This is a genomic window from Streptomyces graminofaciens (assembly GCF_030294945.1).
GTDB lineage: Bacteria > Actinomycetota > Actinomycetes > Streptomycetales > Streptomycetaceae > Streptomyces > Streptomyces graminofaciens.
The window spans coordinates 9,710,793-9,725,935 of sequence record NZ_AP018448.1 but is presented as its reverse complement, the minus strand read 5'-3'; the positions used below and the strand labels follow the sequence as shown (position 1 = coordinate 9,725,935).

The window sequence follows — 15,143 nt, the reverse complement described above, 5'->3', positions numbered from 1 at the left end:
GCTCTGTGTGACGCGCGGACCCGCGCCCGGCTATGTCACCCCGGAGAAGAAAGTCGTGGGAGGGGACCGTGGACGGGCGGAGAAAGGTGCGGGCCCGTACGCGCGTGTGCGCGTACGGGCCCAAATTCCCGACGACGGCCGGGTCAGCCCCAGCGGTACCCGTCACCGAACAGCAGCGTGTGCTCCAGCACGTCCTCCATCGGGTCGTCGACCTGGCCGACGTTGACGAGCCCGATGCGGGGGCCGTTGTGCGAGGAGGTGTTGGTCTCGTCCGCGTACGCGGCCCCGGCCGGAAGCCAGCACAGCGTCGCCCCGGCCAGCACCCCCGTGACCACGCGCGCCACGCCCCTCGCCCGGTCGTTCCTCATCCCTCGGCCCCTCATCTCGTCGGCCCCTCATTTCGTCGGCTCGGCAGCTGATCGGACTCCGTGTCCGCCCGTTCATCTGCCTGGACCGCGCGAAGGTCACGCCGAGTAACCCGTACGTGGGGCCTTGATGATCAGTTGTGGCTGTGGAGGATCTCGTTCAGGCCGCCCCAGACCGCGTTGTTCGGGCGGGCCTCGACGACGCCGGTGACCGAGTTGCGGCGGAAGAGGATGTTCGAGGCGCCGGAGAGGTCGCGGGCCTTGACGACCTGGCCGTCGGGCATGGTGACCCGGGTGCCGGCGGTGACGTAGAGGCCGGCCTCGACGACGCACTCGTCGCCCAGCGCGATGCCGACGCCCGCCTCGGCGCCGATCAGGCAGCGCTCGCCGATGGAGATGATGACGTTGCCGCCGCCGGAGAGCGTGCCCATCGTGGAGGCGCCGCCACCGATGTCCGAGCCGTCGCCGACGACGACGCCGGCGGAGATCCGGCCCTCGACCATGGACGTGCCGAGGGTGCCCGCGTTGAAGTTGACGAAGCCCTCGTGCATGACCGTGGTGCCCTCGGCGAGGTGCGCGCCGAGGCGGACGCGGTCGGCGTCGGCGATCCGGACGCCCTTGGGGGCGACGTAGTCCGTCATGCGCGGGAACTTGTCGATCGAGGTGACCTGGAGGTGCAGGCCCTCGGCGCGGGCGTTGAGGCGCACCTTCTCGATGTCGTCGACGGCGACGGGGCCGAGGGAGGTCCAGGCGACGTTGGCGAGGAGGCCGAAGACGCCGTCCAGGCTCTGGCCGTGCGGCTTGACCAGGCGGTGGGAGAGCAGGTGGAGGCGGAGGTAGGCGTCGTGCGTGTCGCTCGGCTTCTCGTCGAGCGAGGAGATGACCGTGCGGACCGCGACGACCTCGACGCCCCGGCGCGAGTCCTGACCGAGCGCGGCGGTCGCGCCACCGCCCAGCAGCTCCGCGGCCCGCTCGGCGGACAGCCGCTCGGTGCCGGCCGGGCCGGGCTCGGCGACCAGCTCGGGCGCGGGGAACCAGGTGTCGAGAACGGTGCCGTCGGCGGCGATCGTGGCGAGGCCGGCGGCCACGGCGCCGGTGGTGCGAGGAGCAGTCGTGTCGGTCATGAGGGCAACCTAACTGTCCGGGGGCTGTGCGGGCCAACCCGCGCCGGGGGCGTCTCAGGGGCCGGGCACTTTACGGACATACGGTGCCGGGCGGCCCGCCCACCCCCGTGGGACGGGCCGCCCGGCGTCAGGGGCCGAGGTCAGTCGCGCTCGCCCGCCTTGTCCACGACGGCTCTGCTGATGAGCGAGTTGCCGCCGATCACCTTGCCGCCCCGGATGTGCTGCGTACCGAGAACGTCGTACGTCTCCGGGTCGATCAGCCAGTACCGGTCGGCGGCCGTGCCCTCGCTCAACGCGATGACCCGCCGCCCCGTGGCGTCCTTGACGAGGTGGTCGACCAGGGAGAGGTCGGGCAGGGTGGCCAGGGCCCGGTAGAGGCCGGCCAGGCCTTTGGACGGCTTGATGTCGGCGTCGAGGAGGGCGGAGATCTCGACGGCGTCCTGCTCGGCCTGTGTGCTCCCCTCCTCCGCGGGGATGGCGTCCTCCTCGCGGATGGCCTCCAGCGCTCCCTCGCCGTCGGACGGCAGGGTGGTCAGGAAGCGGTACAGCTCCTGCGGGGAACGGTCGTCACCCTCGGCAGGGCTCCCCGGCTTCGTCTCCGTGATGCGGAGCTTGATATCGCCGTCCTTCGTGGAACGCCACCCGTGGGCCGTCGCCCCACCGTCGTAGCGCGTCCAGATCTCCTGCGCGAACGGCGCCGTACCGACGACTTGCACCTCCTCCTCGTCCGGTGCCTCCAGCGTCGACTTGGTGTAGATCCACTGCTTGGCCCTCGGCTCCGGAACCGTCGGCTGCCCCTCCACCGCCTTCGCCGCCCGCTCCAGCAGCTCGGCCGCGCTCATCCCCGACAGGTCGGCATTGGTCAGCGCCGCAGGTGACACCTGCTCTCGGGTGTGGTCCCCTCCCGCCAGAAGCGACGCGGTCACCGCCACCGCGGTCACCGTCGCCACGACCCCGACGATCGCCAGCTGGGGCCGCGCCCACACCCGACGCCGTCGCTCCCCGGCCCGCACCGCGTCCAGCAGCAGGGTGCGGCCGGGCGCCAGCCGGGCCCGGTCGGGGGTCTGTGCCCCGGAGCGCAACTGCCGTACCTCGGTCAACTCGTCCACGTCAGACCACCTCCGCAGTGTTACCGACGAACGCCGGGTCGGCTCCCAGCGCCGTACGCACCTTGCGCCGCGCGCGGTTGAGCCGCGAGCGGACCGTCCCGACCGGGATGTCCAGGGCCTGGGCGACCTCCTGGTAGCCGAGGTCGGCCCAGGCGACGAGCAACAGCACGTGCCGGTCCCCCGACGACAGCGCCGCCAGCGCTCCGGCGAGCGGTCCCTGCGCGGCCACCCTGCTGTCGGTCTGCTCGACCCAGGTCTCGCTCCAGGACGCCGCGACCGGGTCGTGGCCGGTGCGCGCCAGCGCCTTGAGGGCCCGCACCTCGGTACGGCGGTGCTTGCCGATGAGGTTGCCCGCGATGCCGTACAGCCAGGGGCGGGCGTTGGCGTGGTTCCGGTCGTAGCGGCCGCGGATGCGGAACGCCGTGAGGAAGGTGTCGGCGGTGATGTCGTCGGCCATGCCGTCGCCGAGTCGCCGGGCCACGTAGCGGTGGATGTCCGGCGCGTAGCGGTCGTAGAGCCGTGCGAACAGCTCCGGCTGTTCCAGCGACTGGGCGACGACCTCTGCGTCGTCCTCTAACTGCGCCTGCGGTGGTCCGCTCACCAGGTTCTCCCCCTGCTCGTCACAAGCCCGCCCTCTGCTTTCGCCGTGTTCCTGTCACCCCCTGTTCCCCGATGGGCGGAAGAAGGTTCACGACTCGCGCCGAGGGGTTCCTCGGGGAATCACCCGCGCCAGTACCTCCCGCGCGTACTCCTCGTCGTAGGGCGCCCCCGTCAGCAGCACCTGCAGACAGATGCCGTCGATCAGCGCGACCAGCGCCCGCGCGGTCACCGGGTCGGTGCGGCGGGCGAGCGAGTCGGCGAAGGCCCGGCCCCACTCGTCGGCCACGGGCCGCAGGGCGGGCCTGCGCAGAGCGGCGAGGTAGAGCTCGTACTCCACCTCCAGGCCCGTGCGGTCACCGGCGAACCATTCACCGCCCAGTGCGGCCAGTTCGGCGGCGAGGTCGGTGCCGGGGTCCCGCAGGGCGTCGCGCGCTGCGACGGATTTCGCGAAACCCTCGTTGGCCTGTCGCAGCGCGGCGACCATGAGCTCGTCCAGGGTGGTGAAGTGGTACGTCGTCGAGCCGAGCGGTACGTCCGCCTCGGCCGCGACAGCGCGGTGGCTCAGCCCGGCGATGCCCTTCTCGCCCACCACCCGGATCGCCGCGTCGATGATCCGCTGTCGCCGCTCGGGGTCGTACCGACGGGCCATCAGTGGGCACCTCCCAGGTTCAGCACCACCACTCCGGCGATGATCAGCGCTATTCCGGCGACCTTGGCGAGGCCCAGGGACTCACCGAAGAGCACCAGCCCGATCACGGCGACGGTCGCGGTGCCGGCGCCGGACCAGATGGCGTAGGCCGTGCCGATCGACATGGACTTCAGCGCCTGGGCGAGCAGCACGAACGAGACGAGGTAGCCGAGGCCGGTCACCACCGAGGGCCACAGCCGGCTGAAGCCCTCGCTGTACTTCATGGCGGTGGTGGCGGCGACCTCGGCGGCGATGGCTCCGGCGAGCAGTAGATATCCCATGTGTACGATCGTACACATCGATGCGTACGTCCGTACACATGACGCGCGTAGGCCGCGTACGCGACCACGTCCGCACGGATCGCGCCGTAACGCCACATTCGGACGCGGCGGTCCGTACCAAGACCCCCTCCAGGCCCCAAGAGCCCCTGCTTTCGGGGCCGTTCCGTTATGGAAGCACTCACTCAAAGACCACTTGGTCCACTACTGTTTCAACGGTCAATCTTCCGGATCTGTGACGACCGCCAAGGTCTCGCATACCGGTGACACCGCTCATCCCCTGTCGAACCCGCAGGACGAATTCGCGCCCGCCCCGAGCGGCGCCAAGGGAACCGCGCATGCCACCAAAGAAATCCGGACCTGCTCCGGACCAGTCAACTCCCCAGCTCCCCGCGCCCAGACCCGCGAAGGTCTGGGAGACCGGCGAGGCTCCGGACGAAGGCCGAATACCCGGCACCCGTCGGCTCTGGCTGGCCGGTGCGCTGGCCCTGGCTGTCGTCTCCTCCTGTGTGACCGCGCTCGTCATGCAGAACAGCGAGAGCGACGACAAGTCAAGGGAGCGCACGGGCCGGACCACTTCGGCCGGTGACGCCGTGACCCCCGGCATCACGCTGCCCGCGTCCCCGACGTCGGCGCCGGACGGCAAGAGTGGTCTGTCGAAGCCGCAGAGCGAGAAGGAGTCCTCGAAGGGCAAGTCGGACGACGCCAAGGGCTCGGACGACGACTCGGACTCCTCGTCCGAGAGCCAAGAGGGCGGCAGCAAGCCGGACCCGAAGCCGTCGAAGTCCTCAGGGTCGTCGGGGTCCTCGGGCTCGAACAAGCCGCCCTCCTCCTCGACGTCCTCGTCGCGGAAATCCGTACAGGCCGTCAATTACCCGGACCGGTACTGGCACTTGAGCGGCGGAGCGATCCGGCTCGACCAGGTGAGCTCCCACAGCGGGAGCGAGACCAGGGAGGACTCGTCCTTCGCGGTGGTCTCCGGGCTCGCGGACTCCTCCTGCTACTCCTTCCGCATGGAGGACGGCCGTTACGTCCGCCACCAGAACTTCCGCCTTCGCGTCAGTGGCAACGACGGTTCGAACCTCTTCAAGCAGGACGCCACGTTCTGCCCGATGCGGTCGCCGTACTCGGACGCCGTCATGCTCAAGTCGGTGAACTATCCCGACCGCTTCCTGCGGCACGAGAACTTCGAGCTGGTCCTGGACCCGTACGGCTACAACACGACCGGCCGTCAGGACTTCTTCTTCCGTCTTGTGAAGGGTTTCGGCTGAGCGGCGTCGCCCCGGTAGTACGCAGTGTGGCCCCCCGGCTTCTGCCGGGGGGCCACACGTGTCAGTTCCTCAGACGTTGAACCCGAGCGCCCGGAGCTGCTCGCGGCCGTCGTCCGTGATCTTGTCGGGGCCCCACGGGGGCATCCAGACCCAGTTGATACGGAGTTCGTTGACGAGGCCGTCCGTGGCGGACTTGGCCTGGTCCTCGATGACATCCGTCAGCGGGCAGGCCGCCGAGGTCAGAGTCATGTCGATCGTCGCGATGTTCGCGTCGTCGATGTGAATGCCGTAGATGAGGCCGAGGTTGACGACGTCGATGCCCAACTCGGGGTCGACGACGTCGTACAGGGCTTCCCGGAGTTCTTCCTCCGAGGCCGGCTTCATCTCCACGGTCTCGCTCATGCCGTCTTCCTTTCGGCGTCGGCTCCGCCCAGGGCCTGGGCCGTCGCGTCCTTCCACGCCATCCAGCTCAGGAGGGCGCACTTGACCCGTGCCGGGTACTTGGAGACACCGGCGAACGCGACCGCGTCCTCCAGCACCTCCTCCATCGCGTCGTCCGGTTCGATCTTCCCCTTGGACTGCATCAGCTCCAGGAAGGTCTCCTGGATCTTCTGCGCCTCGGCGAGGTCCTTGCCGACCAGGAGATCGTTCAGCACGGAGGCCGAGGCCTGGCTGATCGAGCAGCCCTGGCCCTCGTACGAGACGTCCTCGATCTTCGTGCCGTCGTACTTCACGCGCAGAGTGATCTCGTCACCGCAGGTCGGGTTGACGTGGTGCACCTCGGCGTCGCCGTCCCGAAGACCACGCCCGTGCGGGTGCTTGTAGTGGTCCAGGATGACTTCCTGGTACATCGAATCCAGCTTCACGGTCTCAGCTCACGTCCCTCAGCCGAAGAAGTTCCGAACGTGCTCCAGGCCGTCGACCAGAGCGTCGATCTCGGCCGGCGTGGAGTACAGATAGAACGACGCTCGCGTGGTCGCGGGAATTCCGTACCGCAGGCACACGGGGCGGGCGCAGTGGTGGCCGACCCGGACCGCGATGCCCTGCTCGTCCAGTACCTGGCCCACGTCGTGCGGGTGGATGTCACCGAGCGTGAAGGAGATCGCCGCGCCCCGGTCCTCGGCCGTCGTCGGGCCGATGATCCGCAGGTCGGGGACCTCCGCCAGCCGCTTCACCGCGTACTCGGTGAGCGCGTGCTCATGGGCGAGGATCTTGTCCATGCCGATCGCGTTCAGGTAGTCGATCGCCGCGCCCAGACCGACCGCCTGCGCGATCGGCGGGGTGCCCGCCTCGAACTTGTGCGGGGCGGGGGCGTACGTCGACGAGTGCATCGACACCGTCTCGATCATCTCGCCGCCGCCCAGGAACGGAGGCAGGTCCTCCAGCAGCTCCTGGCGGCCCCAGAGGACACCGATGCCCGTCGGGCCACACATCTTGTGGCCGGTGAAGGCCACGAAGTCGGCCTGGAGGGCCTGCACGTCCAGCGGCATGTGCGGCGCGGCCTGCGAGGCGTCGATGCAGACCAGGGCGCCTACCTCCTGCGCCCGGCGCACTATCGCCTCGACCGGGTTCACCGTGCCGAGGATGTTCGACACCAGCACGAAGGAGACGATCTTCGTCTTCTCCGTGATGATCTCGTCGATGTTCGAGAGGTCGAGACGGCCGTCGTCCGTCAGGCCGAACCACTTCAGCTTCGCGCCCGTGCGCTGCGAGAGCAGCTGCCACGGCACGATGTTGGAGTGGTGCTCCATCTCAGTGATCACGATCTCGGTCTCGGAGTCCACGCGGTAGGGCTCGTCGGCCCAGCCCAGCATGTTCGCCACGAGGTTGAGCGACTCGGAGGCGTTCTTGGTGAATATCACCTCGTCGCGGCTCGGCGCGTTGATGAACGCGGCGACCTTGTCGCGCGCACCCTCGTACAGCGCCGTGGCCTCCTCCGCGAGCACATGCACACCGCGGTGGACGTTGGCGTTGTAGCACTCGTAGTACTCGTTCAGGGCGTCCAGGACCTGGCGCGGCTTCTGCGAGGTCGCCGCGTTGTCCAGGTAGACGAGCTTCTTGCCGTCGTGGATCACTCGGTCCAGGACGGGGAAGTCCTTGCGGAGCGCCTCGGTGTCGAGGAGGCCCGGCAGCTGTGTCACGCGGATGCGCCACCCTTCGTGTAAGCCTCGTAGCCCTCGTTCTCCAGCTTGTCGGCGAGCTCGGGGCCACCCGACTCGACGATCCGGCCGCCGGAGAAGACGTGCACGTGGTCGGGCTTGATGTAGCGCAGGATGCGCGTGTAGTGGGTGATCAGCAGGGTGCCGACCTCGCCCGTCTCACGGACCCGGTTCACACCCTCCGACACGATCCGGAGGGCGTCGACGTCCAGACCGGAGTCCGTCTCGTCGAGGATCGCGACCTTCGGCTTGAGCAGTTCGAGCTGGAGGATCTCGTGGCGCTTCTTCTCACCGCCGGAGAAGCCCTCGTTGACGTTGCGCTCGGCGAAGGAGGGGTCCATGTTGAGGCGCTGCATGGCCTCCTTGACCTCCTTCACCCAGGTGCGCAGCTTGGGGGCCTCGCCGCGGATGGCGGTGGCGGAGGTGCGCAGGAAGTTGGAGACCGAGACACCGGGGACCTCGACCGGGTACTGCATCGCGAGGAACAGGCCGGCACGGGCGCGCTCGTCGACGGACATCTCCAGGACGTCCTCGCCGTCGAGCAGCACGGTGCCGCCGGTGATCGTGTACTTCGGGTGACCCGCGAGGGAGTAGGCGAGGGTCGACTTGCCGGAGCCGTTGGGGCCCATGATGGCGTGCGTCTCGCCCTGCTTCACGGTGAGGTCGACGCCCTTGAGGATCTCCTTCGTGGCGTTGTCGGCCTCGACGGTGACGTGCAGGTCGTGGATTTCAAGCGTTGCCATGGGTTCCTCAGGACTCCTGGGTGAGGGAGACGAGCACGTCGTCCCCTTCGATCTTTACGGGGTATACGGGGACGGGGCGCGTCGCGGGAAGGCCGGACGGCTTGCCGGTGCGGAGGTCGAAGCTGGAGCCGTGCAGCCAGCACTCGATCTGACAGTCCTCCACCTCGCCCTCGGAGAGCGAGACGTTCGCGTGCGAGCAGATGTCGTGGATGGCGAACACCTCCCCCTCGGTCTGCACGACCGAGACCGGCGTGCCGTCGAGTTCCACCCGCTTCGGGGTGTCCTCCTCCAGCTCGCTCAGCCCACAGGCCCGGACGAAACGGGCACGGTCGAAGGTGGTCATCAGACCGACGCCTCCAGCTCCTCGTCGATCTTCACGAGAAGGCGCTCTTCGATGTCGTCGACGCCGATCTGCTGGACGAGCTCGGCGAAGAAGCCGCGGACCACCAGGCGACGGGCCTCGTCGGCCGGGATGCCGCGGGCCATCAGGTAGAAAAGCTGCTCGTCGTCGAAGCGGCCGGTGGCGCTGGCGTGCCCGGCGCCGACGATCTCGCCGGTCTCGATCTCCAGGTTCGGCACCGAGTCGACCCGGGCGCCGTCCGTGAGGACGAGGTTCCGGTTCATCTCGTAGGTGTCGGTGCCCTCGGCCTTGGCCTCGATCAGCACGTCGCCGATCCACACCGCGTGGGCGCCGTCACCCTGGAGCGCGCCCTTGTACATGACGTTGGACTTGCAGTGCGGGGTGTTGTGGTCGACGAGGAGGCGGTGCTCCTGGTGCTGGCCCGCGTCCGTGAAGTACAGGCCGAACAGCTCGGCCTCGCCGCCGGTGCCGGCGTAGGCGACGCGCGGGTGGAGGCGTACGACGTCGCCGCCGAAGGTGACCACGAACGACTTGAAGGTGGCGTCCCGGCCGATCAGCGCGTTGTGCTGGGCCACGTGCACGGCCTTGTCGTCCCAGTCCTGGACCGAGACGACGGTCAGCTTGGCGCCGTCGCCCAGGATGTAGTCGATGTTGGCGGCGAGCACCGCGTCACCGGTGTGGTCGATGACGACGACGGCCTCGGCGAAGGCGCCCAGCTCGATCACCTGGTGGCCGAAGGCGACCCCGCCCTCGCCCTGCACCGCGATCCGGATGGGCTCGGTGAGCACCGTCTCCTTGGGGACGGTGACCACGCCGGCCTTCTCGAACGCGGAGTACGCCTGGGCGGCGATGCGGTCCACCGGGGTGCCGGCCTTGCCGAGGCGCGCGTCGTCACGGCCGACGGCCTCGACGATGACGCCCTCGGGGGCCTGGACGTCGACCTTCACGCCCTCGCCGGTGGCGACGGCGGTGCCGTCGTGCAGCCCGCGCAGCCGCTCCAGCGGGGTGAACCGCCATTCCTCCTCGCGGCCGTGCGGGACCGGGAAGTCCGCCACGTCGAACGAGGGGGGCGCGCTCATGCGCGTGGCGACGGTCGACTCGGCGGCCACCGCGATCGAGCCGGCGGTGGTGGACCCCACCGGGATGTTCTGAGCCTCAGCCATGGCTGTCGGTCTGCTCTCTTTCCTGCGTCAGATTTCGCTAGCTGTTGTCCGGAGTGCGGGTCTTAACCGACCGCGCCTTCCATCTGCAGCTCGATCAGCCGGTTGAGCTCGAGGGCGTACTCCATGGGCAGCTCCTTCGCGATGGGCTCGACGAAGCCGCGCACGATCATGGCCATCGCCTCGAACTCGCTCAGACCACGGCTCATCAGGTAGAAGAGCTGGTCCTCGGAGACCTTGGAGACGGTCGCCTCGTGGCCCATGGACACGTCGTCCTCGCGGACGTCCACGTAGGGGTACGTGTCGGAGCGGGAGATGGTGTCGACGAGCAGCGCGTCGCACAGCACGTTCGACTTGGAGCCGTGGGCGCCCTCGCCGATCTCGACGAGACCGCGGTAGGACGTACGACCGCCACCGCGCGCCACCGACTTGGAGACGATGTTGGAGGAGGTGTTCGGTGCCATGTGGACCATCTTGGAGCCGGCGTCCTGGTGCTGCCCCTCGCCCGCGAAGGCGATGGAGAGGGTCTCGCCCTTGGCGTGCTCGCCCATCAGGTAGACGGCCGGGTACTTCATGGTGACCTTGGAGCCGATGTTGCCGTCGATCCACTCCATGGTCGCGCCCTCGTACGCCACGGCGCGCTTGGTGACCAGGTTGTAGACGTTGTTCGACCAGTTCTGGATGGTCGTGTAACGGCAGCGGGCGTTCTTCTTGACGATGATCTCGACCACGGCGCTGTGCAGCGAGTCCGACTTGTAGATCGGAGCCGTACAGCCCTCGACGTAGTGCACGTAGGCACCCTCGTCGACGATGATCAGGGTCCGCTCGAACTGGCCCATGTTCTCCGTGTTGATACGGAAGTAGGCCTGGAGCGGGATCTCGACGTGCACGCCCTTCGGCACGTAGATGAAGGAGCCGCCCGACCACACCGCGGTGTTCAGCGACGCGAACTTGTTGTCGCCGACCGGGATGACGGTGCCGAAGTACTCCTTGAAGAGCTCCGGGTGCTCCTTCAGCGCGGTGTCGGTGTCGAGGAAGATGACGCCCTGCTCCTCCAGGTCCTCACGGATCTGGTGGTAGACGACCTCGGACTCGTACTGGGCCGCGACACCGGCGACGAGGCGCTGCTTCTCCGCCTCCGGGATGCCGAGCTTGTCGTACGTGTTCTTGATGTCCTCGGGCAAGTCCTCCCAGGACTCCGCCTGCTTCTCCGTGGAGCGCACGAAGTACTTGATGTTGTCGAAGTCGATGCCCGACAGGTCCGAGCCCCAGTTCGGCATGGGCTTCTTCTCGAACAGGCGCAGGCCCTTGAGACGGAGCTTGGTCATCCACTCCGGCTCGTTCTTCTTCCCGGAGATGTCGCGGACGACGTCCTCGTTGATCCCGCGCTTGGCAGAGGCACCGGCCTCGTCGGAGTCCGCCCAGCCGTATTCGTACTTACCCAGGCCCTCGAGCTCGGGGTGGGCAGTCTCCTCGATGGGGAGAGTCATGCGGGGTTCCTCCCGGCCGTGCTTGCAGATGCGTGATGTGTGGTGTGGGAAATCTTTGGGATGAACGTCGTGCAGACGCCGTCACCGTGCGCGATGGTCGCCAGTCGCTGGACGTGCGTCCCGAGCAGTTGGGAGAAGATCTCGGTCTCCGCCTCACAGAGCTGCGGGAACTTCTCCGCGACATGGGCGACGGGGCAGTGGTGCTGACACAGCTGCTCACCCTTTTGCGGGAGGGGCGCACTGCGCGCCGTAGCAGCGTACCCGTCGGCACTCAGGGCCTTGGCCAGGGCCTCCGTACGCTCTTCGGGGGCGGCGGCCTCGATCGCCGCGCGGTAGGCGGCGGCCTGCTCGGCGATCCTCGCGCGTGCGAAGGCGACGACCGCCTCGTCACCGCCGAACCGCTCCTGGATCCAGCGCAGGGCGTCCGCGGCGAGCTTGTCGTAGGACTGGTCGAAGGCGTCCCGGCCGCAGTCGGTGAGCACGAAGACCTTGGCGGGCCGGCCGCGCGTACGCGCCCCGTACACCCGCTGCTCACGGGCCTCGACGACGTCGTCACCGACCAGGGCGTCGAGGTGGCGCCGTACGGCCGCCTGGGTGAGGCCCAGTCGGCCGGCCAGCTCGGCGACGGTCGACGGACCGTGGTCCAGGATGGACCGCGCGACCCGGTTGCGCGTCGAGCGCTCCCCGGTCGCGAGCTCCTCCTGAGGGGCCCCGGTGGGGGTCACCCGAGTCTCGCCGACGTTTTTCACAACGCCATTGTTGCGTAATTCCTCGGGACCGGGCAAGCCGGGCCCGAACCGCCCGGCGGTGCCGTGCATCACTTAGGCATACCTAAGATGACCTGCGGAAACGATCATTGATCGATCAAATGGGTGGCGGGCCGAAGGCCCGTCCAGGACACTGACGAACCATGCCCACACCCCCTCCGACCGGCCCTCTTGTCACCCGGGACACCGTCGCCACGCAGCTCCGCGAGCTGGGTGTCCACAGCGGCGAGACCCTCCTCGTCCACTCCTCCCTCAGCTCGCTCGGCTGGGTGTGCGGAGGTGCCGTCGCGGTGGTCCAGGGACTGCTCGACGCCCTCGGCGCGGACGGCACGCTGGTCGTCCCCACCCAGTCCGGCGACCTCTCCGACCCGGCCGACTGGGGACGTCCACCGGTGCCCGAGGAGTGGTGGGAGACGATCCGCGCCACGATGCCCGTGTACGACCCCCTCGTCACGCCCTCGCGCGGGATGGGGGTGATCCCGGAGACGGTACGGACCTGGCCGGGCGCCCTGCGCAGCGCGCATCCGCAGACCTCGTTCGCCGCGGTCGGCCCGCGCGCGGCGGAGGTGACCGAGGGGCACGCCCTCGACTGCGGCCTCGGCGAGCACAGCCCGCTCGCCCGTCTGGAGGGGCTCCGCGCGCGCGTGCTCCTGCTCGGCGCCGGTTACGACAGCTGCACCGGCTTCCATCTGGCCGAGTACCGGATTCCGTCGCCCCTGGCGAAGGTGGGTCGGCCGGGACCGGCGGGCTGGGAGGTGGTGACGGAGGTGTCGATCACCTCGGACCGCTTCGACGAACTGGGCCACGACTTCGAACGCGACCGTCCCGTCGTACGGGGCCGGGTGGGCGCTGCCGACGTACGGCTCTTCCCATTGGCGGACGCGGTGGCGTACGCGGAGCGGTGGCTGGCGCTGCACCGCCCCCGTGAGGAGGAGTTTCAGCACCCGCCCGCCTGAGCCTCCGGCCGCGTACCTAGACTTGGCGACCATGCGAAGTGACCCCGTGGTCCAGGTCCAGGCCCTGGTGAAGCGGTACGGCGAGAAGACCGCGGTGAACGGCCTCGACCTGGTGGCCCGGGCGGGCACAACCGCCGTGCTCGGCCCCAACGGCGCGGGCAAGACCACCACCGTCGAGACCTGCGAGGGGTACCGCAAGCCCGACGACGGCACGGTCCGCGTCCTCGGCCTCGACCCGGTCCGCGAGGCCTCGGCCCTGCGCCCCCGGATCGGCGTGATGCTCCAGTCCGGTGGCGTCTACTCCGGCGCCCGCGCCGACGAGATGCTCCGCCATGTGGCCAAGCTGCACGCCCACCCCCTCGACGTGGACGCCCTCATCGAGCGCCTGGGGCTCGGCAGTTGCGGCCGGACGACGTACCGTCGGCTCTCCGGCGGCCAGCAGCAGCGGCTCGCCCTCGCGATGGCCGTGGTGGGGCGCCCCGAGCTGGTGTTCCTGGACGAGCCGACCGCGGGCCTCGACCCACAGGCCCGCCGGGCGACCTGGGACCTCGTACGGGACCTGCGGGCGGACGGGGTCTCCGTCATCCTGACCACGCACTACATGGACGAGGCCGAGCAGCTGGCCGACGACGTGGCGATCATCGACGCGGGCCGGGTCATAGCCCAGGGCTCCCCCGAGGAGCTGTGCCGCGGCGGGGCCGAGAACACCCTGCGCTTCACCGGCCGCCCGGCCCTCGACGTCGCCTCCCTGCTCAAGGCCCTCCCCGCGGACTGCACCGCCGACGAGCTGACCCCGGGCGTCTACCGCGTGGGCGGCAAAATCAACCCGCAGCTCCTCGCGACCGTCACGTCGTGGTGCGCCCAGCACGGGGTGATGCCGGACAGGATCTCGGTGGAACGGCACACCCTCGAAGACGTTTTTCTGGAGCTGACGGGCAAGGAGCTGCGTTCATGATTCCGGCCACGACCACCCTCTGCCGGGGGTCCGGGGGTCGTCCCCCGGGAAGACACAGCCTGGAGCTGACGGGCAAGGAGCTGCGTTCATGATTCCGGCCACGACCACCCTCTGCCGGGGGTCCGGGGGGCGTCCCCCGGGAAGACACAGCCTGGAGCTGACCGGCAAGGAGCTGCGTTCATGATTCCGGCCACGACCACCCTCTGCCGGAGGTCCGGGGGGCGTCCCCCGGGAAGACACAGCCTGGAGCTGACCGGCAAGGAGCTGCGTTCATGAGCACGGGTACGTACGCGCCGAAGCCGGGCGCCGCCCCCCTCCCCCGCATGATCGCGGCGCAGGCGGTCCTGGAGACGAAGATGCTGCTGCGCAACGGCGAGCAGCTGCTTCTGACCGTCGTCATCCCGACCCTGCTGCTGGTGCTGTTCGGCTCGGTGGACATCGTCGACACGGGCAAGGGCAAGGCGGTCGACTTCCTGGCGCCGGGCATCCTCGCGCTCGCCGTGATGTCGACCGCGTTCACCGGCCAGGCCATCGCCACCGGCTTCGAGCGCCGCTACGGCGTGCTGAAGCGGCTCGCGGTCTCGCCGCTGCCCCGCTGGGGCCTGATGACCGCGAAGACGCTGTCCGTGCTGGTCACCGAGGTCCTCCAGGTCGTGCTGCTCACGGTGATCGCCTTCGCGATGGGCTGGTCGCCGCACGGCAACCCCCTGGCCGTACTCCTGCTCCTGGTTTTCGGCACGGCGGCCTTCTCGGGGCTCGGGCTCCTGATGGCCGGGACCCTCAAGGCCGAGGCGACGCTGGCCGCCGCGAACCTGGTCTTCCTGCTGCTGCTCGTGGGCGGCGGGGTCGTGGTGCCGCTGGACAAGTTCCCGGACGCGGCGCAGAGCGTGCTCGGGCTGCTGCCGATCGCCGCCCTGTCGGACGGTCTGCGGGATGTGCTCCAGCACGGCGCGGGCATGCCGTGGGGCGACCTCGGCATCCTGGCCGGCTGGGCCGTGCTCGGGCTCGGCGCCGCCGCGCGCCTCTTCCGCTGGGAGTAGGCGGGAGCGGGCTCGGGCCACAGTACGCGCAGGTCACAGGCGGGGCACGGCCGAGGCCGCCCCCTCGTGAATACGTG

18 protein-coding genes are annotated in these 15,143 nt (G+C 69.4%); 4 read left to right on the top strand and 14 right to left on the bottom strand.

The genetic code is table 11. The annotated features are described in order from the left end of the window. Positions 1-143 precede the first annotated feature (143 nt). From SGFS_RS42815 to SGFS_RS42790, 6 genes are all read right to left on the bottom strand, one after another. Positions 144-368 carry a hypothetical protein gene (locus SGFS_RS42815; RefSeq protein WP_005477873.1) on the bottom strand — a complete coding sequence of 75 codons (225 nt, stop codon included), beginning with the start codon at positions 366-368 and terminating at the stop codon, positions 144-146. 131 nt (positions 369-499) lie between these two features. Next, a complete protein-coding gene (dapD, locus tag SGFS_RS42810; protein ID WP_286257769.1) occupies positions 500-1,489 on the bottom strand; it encodes a 2,3,4,5-tetrahydropyridine-2,6-dicarboxylate N-succinyltransferase in 990 nt (329 codons plus the stop codon). Between the two features lie 140 nt (positions 1,490-1,629). Continuing rightward, positions 1,630-2,598, bottom strand: a complete 969-nt coding sequence (locus SGFS_RS42805) for a CU044_5270 family protein (RefSeq protein WP_286257768.1) — start codon at positions 2,596-2,598, stop codon at positions 1,630-1,632. Position 2,599: 1 nt separating this feature from the next. Next, the gene (locus tag SGFS_RS42800; RefSeq protein WP_286257767.1) at positions 2,600-3,199 is read right to left on the bottom strand and encodes an RNA polymerase sigma factor; all 600 of its coding nucleotides are present in this window, start codon (positions 3,197-3,199) and stop codon (positions 2,600-2,602) included. A gap of 87 nt (positions 3,200-3,286) precedes the next feature. Beyond that, positions 3,287-3,847 carry a TetR/AcrR family transcriptional regulator gene (locus SGFS_RS42795; RefSeq protein WP_286257766.1) on the bottom strand — a complete coding sequence of 187 codons (561 nt, stop codon included), beginning with the start codon at positions 3,845-3,847 and terminating at the stop codon, positions 3,287-3,289. Then, positions 3,847-4,167: a DMT family transporter gene (locus SGFS_RS42790; RefSeq protein WP_286257765.1), complete on the bottom strand. Its 321-nt coding sequence runs from the start codon at positions 4,165-4,167 to the stop codon at positions 3,847-3,849. Before SGFS_RS42790 ends, SGFS_RS42795 begins: the two co-directional genes overlap by 1 nt. A 335-nt stretch (positions 4,168-4,502) precedes the next feature. On the opposite strand from SGFS_RS42790, the gene SGFS_RS42785 reads away from it, so the two are divergent. Next, a complete protein-coding gene (locus SGFS_RS42785; RefSeq protein WP_286257764.1) occupies positions 4,503-5,435 on the top strand; it encodes an AbfB domain-containing protein in 933 nt (310 codons plus the stop codon). A 69-nt stretch (positions 5,436-5,504) separates the two neighbouring features. Here SGFS_RS42785 and SGFS_RS42780 read toward each other — a convergent pair whose 3' ends face one another. The 8 genes from SGFS_RS42780 to SGFS_RS42745 form a co-directional block, all read right to left on the bottom strand. Further along, positions 5,505-5,837 (bottom strand): metal-sulfur cluster assembly factor, encoded by a 333-nt coding sequence (locus SGFS_RS42780; RefSeq protein WP_037743875.1) that lies wholly within the window; start codon positions 5,835-5,837, stop codon positions 5,505-5,507. Beyond that, positions 5,834-6,301: a Fe-S cluster assembly sulfur transfer protein SufU gene (gene sufU, locus SGFS_RS42775; protein ID WP_266395722.1), complete on the bottom strand. Its 468-nt coding sequence runs from the start codon at positions 6,299-6,301 to the stop codon at positions 5,834-5,836. The genes SGFS_RS42780 and sufU overlap by 4 nt, the downstream gene beginning before the upstream one ends. An 18-nt stretch (positions 6,302-6,319) precedes the next feature. Further along, positions 6,320-7,576 (bottom strand): cysteine desulfurase, encoded by a 1,257-nt coding sequence (locus SGFS_RS42770; protein WP_286257763.1) that lies wholly within the window; start codon positions 7,574-7,576, stop codon positions 6,320-6,322. Then, positions 7,573-8,337, bottom strand: coding sequence for a Fe-S cluster assembly ATPase SufC (gene sufC / locus SGFS_RS42765; protein WP_286257762.1), 765 nt, complete (start codon positions 8,335-8,337; stop codon positions 7,573-7,575). Before sufC ends, SGFS_RS42770 begins: the two co-directional genes overlap by 4 nt. A gap of 7 nt (positions 8,338-8,344) precedes the next feature. Beyond that, positions 8,345-8,680: a non-heme iron oxygenase ferredoxin subunit gene (locus SGFS_RS42760; RefSeq protein WP_286257760.1), complete on the bottom strand. Its 336-nt coding sequence runs from the start codon at positions 8,678-8,680 to the stop codon at positions 8,345-8,347. Next, positions 8,680-9,861, bottom strand: coding sequence for a Fe-S cluster assembly protein SufD (gene sufD / locus SGFS_RS42755; protein WP_286257759.1), 1,182 nt, complete (start codon positions 9,859-9,861; stop codon positions 8,680-8,682). The genes SGFS_RS42760 and sufD overlap by 1 nt, the downstream gene beginning before the upstream one ends. A gap of 62 nt (positions 9,862-9,923) precedes the next feature. Further along, the gene (gene sufB, locus SGFS_RS42750) at positions 9,924-11,348 is read right to left on the bottom strand and encodes a Fe-S cluster assembly protein SufB (protein ID WP_286257758.1); all 1,425 of its coding nucleotides are present in this window, start codon (positions 11,346-11,348) and stop codon (positions 9,924-9,926) included. Then, positions 11,345-12,097, bottom strand: coding sequence for a helix-turn-helix transcriptional regulator (locus tag SGFS_RS42745; protein WP_286257757.1), 753 nt, complete (start codon positions 12,095-12,097; stop codon positions 11,345-11,347). Before SGFS_RS42745 ends, sufB begins: the two co-directional genes overlap by 4 nt. 161 nt (positions 12,098-12,258) lie before the next feature. On the opposite strand from SGFS_RS42745, the gene SGFS_RS42740 reads away from it, so the two are divergent. From SGFS_RS42740 to SGFS_RS42730, 3 genes are all read left to right on the top strand, one after another. Continuing rightward, positions 12,259-13,071, top strand: a complete 813-nt coding sequence (locus SGFS_RS42740; protein WP_286257756.1) for an AAC(3) family N-acetyltransferase — start codon at positions 12,259-12,261, stop codon at positions 13,069-13,071. Between the two features lie 31 nt (positions 13,072-13,102). Next, positions 13,103-14,026 carry an ABC transporter ATP-binding protein gene (locus SGFS_RS42735; protein WP_286257754.1) on the top strand — a complete coding sequence of 308 codons (924 nt, stop codon included), beginning with the start codon at positions 13,103-13,105 and terminating at the stop codon, positions 14,024-14,026. A 272-nt stretch (positions 14,027-14,298) separates the two neighbouring features. Further along, positions 14,299-15,066 carry an ABC transporter permease gene (locus SGFS_RS42730; RefSeq protein ID WP_286257753.1) on the top strand — a complete coding sequence of 256 codons (768 nt, stop codon included), beginning with the start codon at positions 14,299-14,301 and terminating at the stop codon, positions 15,064-15,066. The last annotated feature ends 77 nt before the right edge of the window (positions 15,067-15,143 follow it).

What these genes read in the sequence shown, in the direction of transcription:
- SGFS_RS42815 (WP_005477873.1), bottom strand. Translation starts at nt 368, where the DNA reads ATGAGGAACGACCGGGCGAGGGGCGTGGCGCGCGTGGTCACGGGGGTG.
- dapD (WP_286257769.1), bottom strand. Translation starts at nt 1,489, where the DNA reads ATGACCGACACGACTGCTCCTCGCACCACCGGCGCCGTGGCCGCCGGC.
- SGFS_RS42795 (WP_286257766.1), bottom strand. Translation starts at nt 3,847, where the DNA reads ATGGCCCGTCGGTACGACCCCGAGCGGCGACAGCGGATCATCGACGCG.
- SGFS_RS42790 (WP_286257765.1), bottom strand. Translation starts at nt 4,167, where the DNA reads ATGGGATATCTACTGCTCGCCGGAGCCATCGCCGCCGAGGTCGCCGCC.
- SGFS_RS42785 (WP_286257764.1), top strand. Translation starts at nt 4,503, where the DNA reads ATGCCACCAAAGAAATCCGGACCTGCTCCGGACCAGTCAACTCCCCAG.
- SGFS_RS42780 (WP_037743875.1), bottom strand. Translation starts at nt 5,837, where the DNA reads ATGAGCGAGACCGTGGAGATGAAGCCGGCCTCGGAGGAAGAACTCCGG.
- sufC (WP_286257762.1), bottom strand. Translation starts at nt 8,337, where the DNA reads ATGGCAACGCTTGAAATCCACGACCTGCACGTCACCGTCGAGGCCGAC.
- SGFS_RS42760 (WP_286257760.1), bottom strand. Translation starts at nt 8,680, where the DNA reads ATGACCACCTTCGACCGTGCCCGTTTCGTCCGGGCCTGTGGGCTGAGC.
- sufD (WP_286257759.1), bottom strand. Translation starts at nt 9,861, where the DNA reads ATGGCTGAGGCTCAGAACATCCCGGTGGGGTCCACCACCGCCGGCTCG.
- sufB (WP_286257758.1), bottom strand. Translation starts at nt 11,348, where the DNA reads ATGACTCTCCCCATCGAGGAGACTGCCCACCCCGAGCTCGAGGGCCTG.
- SGFS_RS42740 (WP_286257756.1), top strand. Translation starts at nt 12,259, where the DNA reads ATGCCCACACCCCCTCCGACCGGCCCTCTTGTCACCCGGGACACCGTC.
- SGFS_RS42735 (WP_286257754.1), top strand. Translation starts at nt 13,103, where the DNA reads ATGCGAAGTGACCCCGTGGTCCAGGTCCAGGCCCTGGTGAAGCGGTAC.
- SGFS_RS42730 (WP_286257753.1), top strand. Translation starts at nt 14,299, where the DNA reads ATGAGCACGGGTACGTACGCGCCGAAGCCGGGCGCCGCCCCCCTCCCC.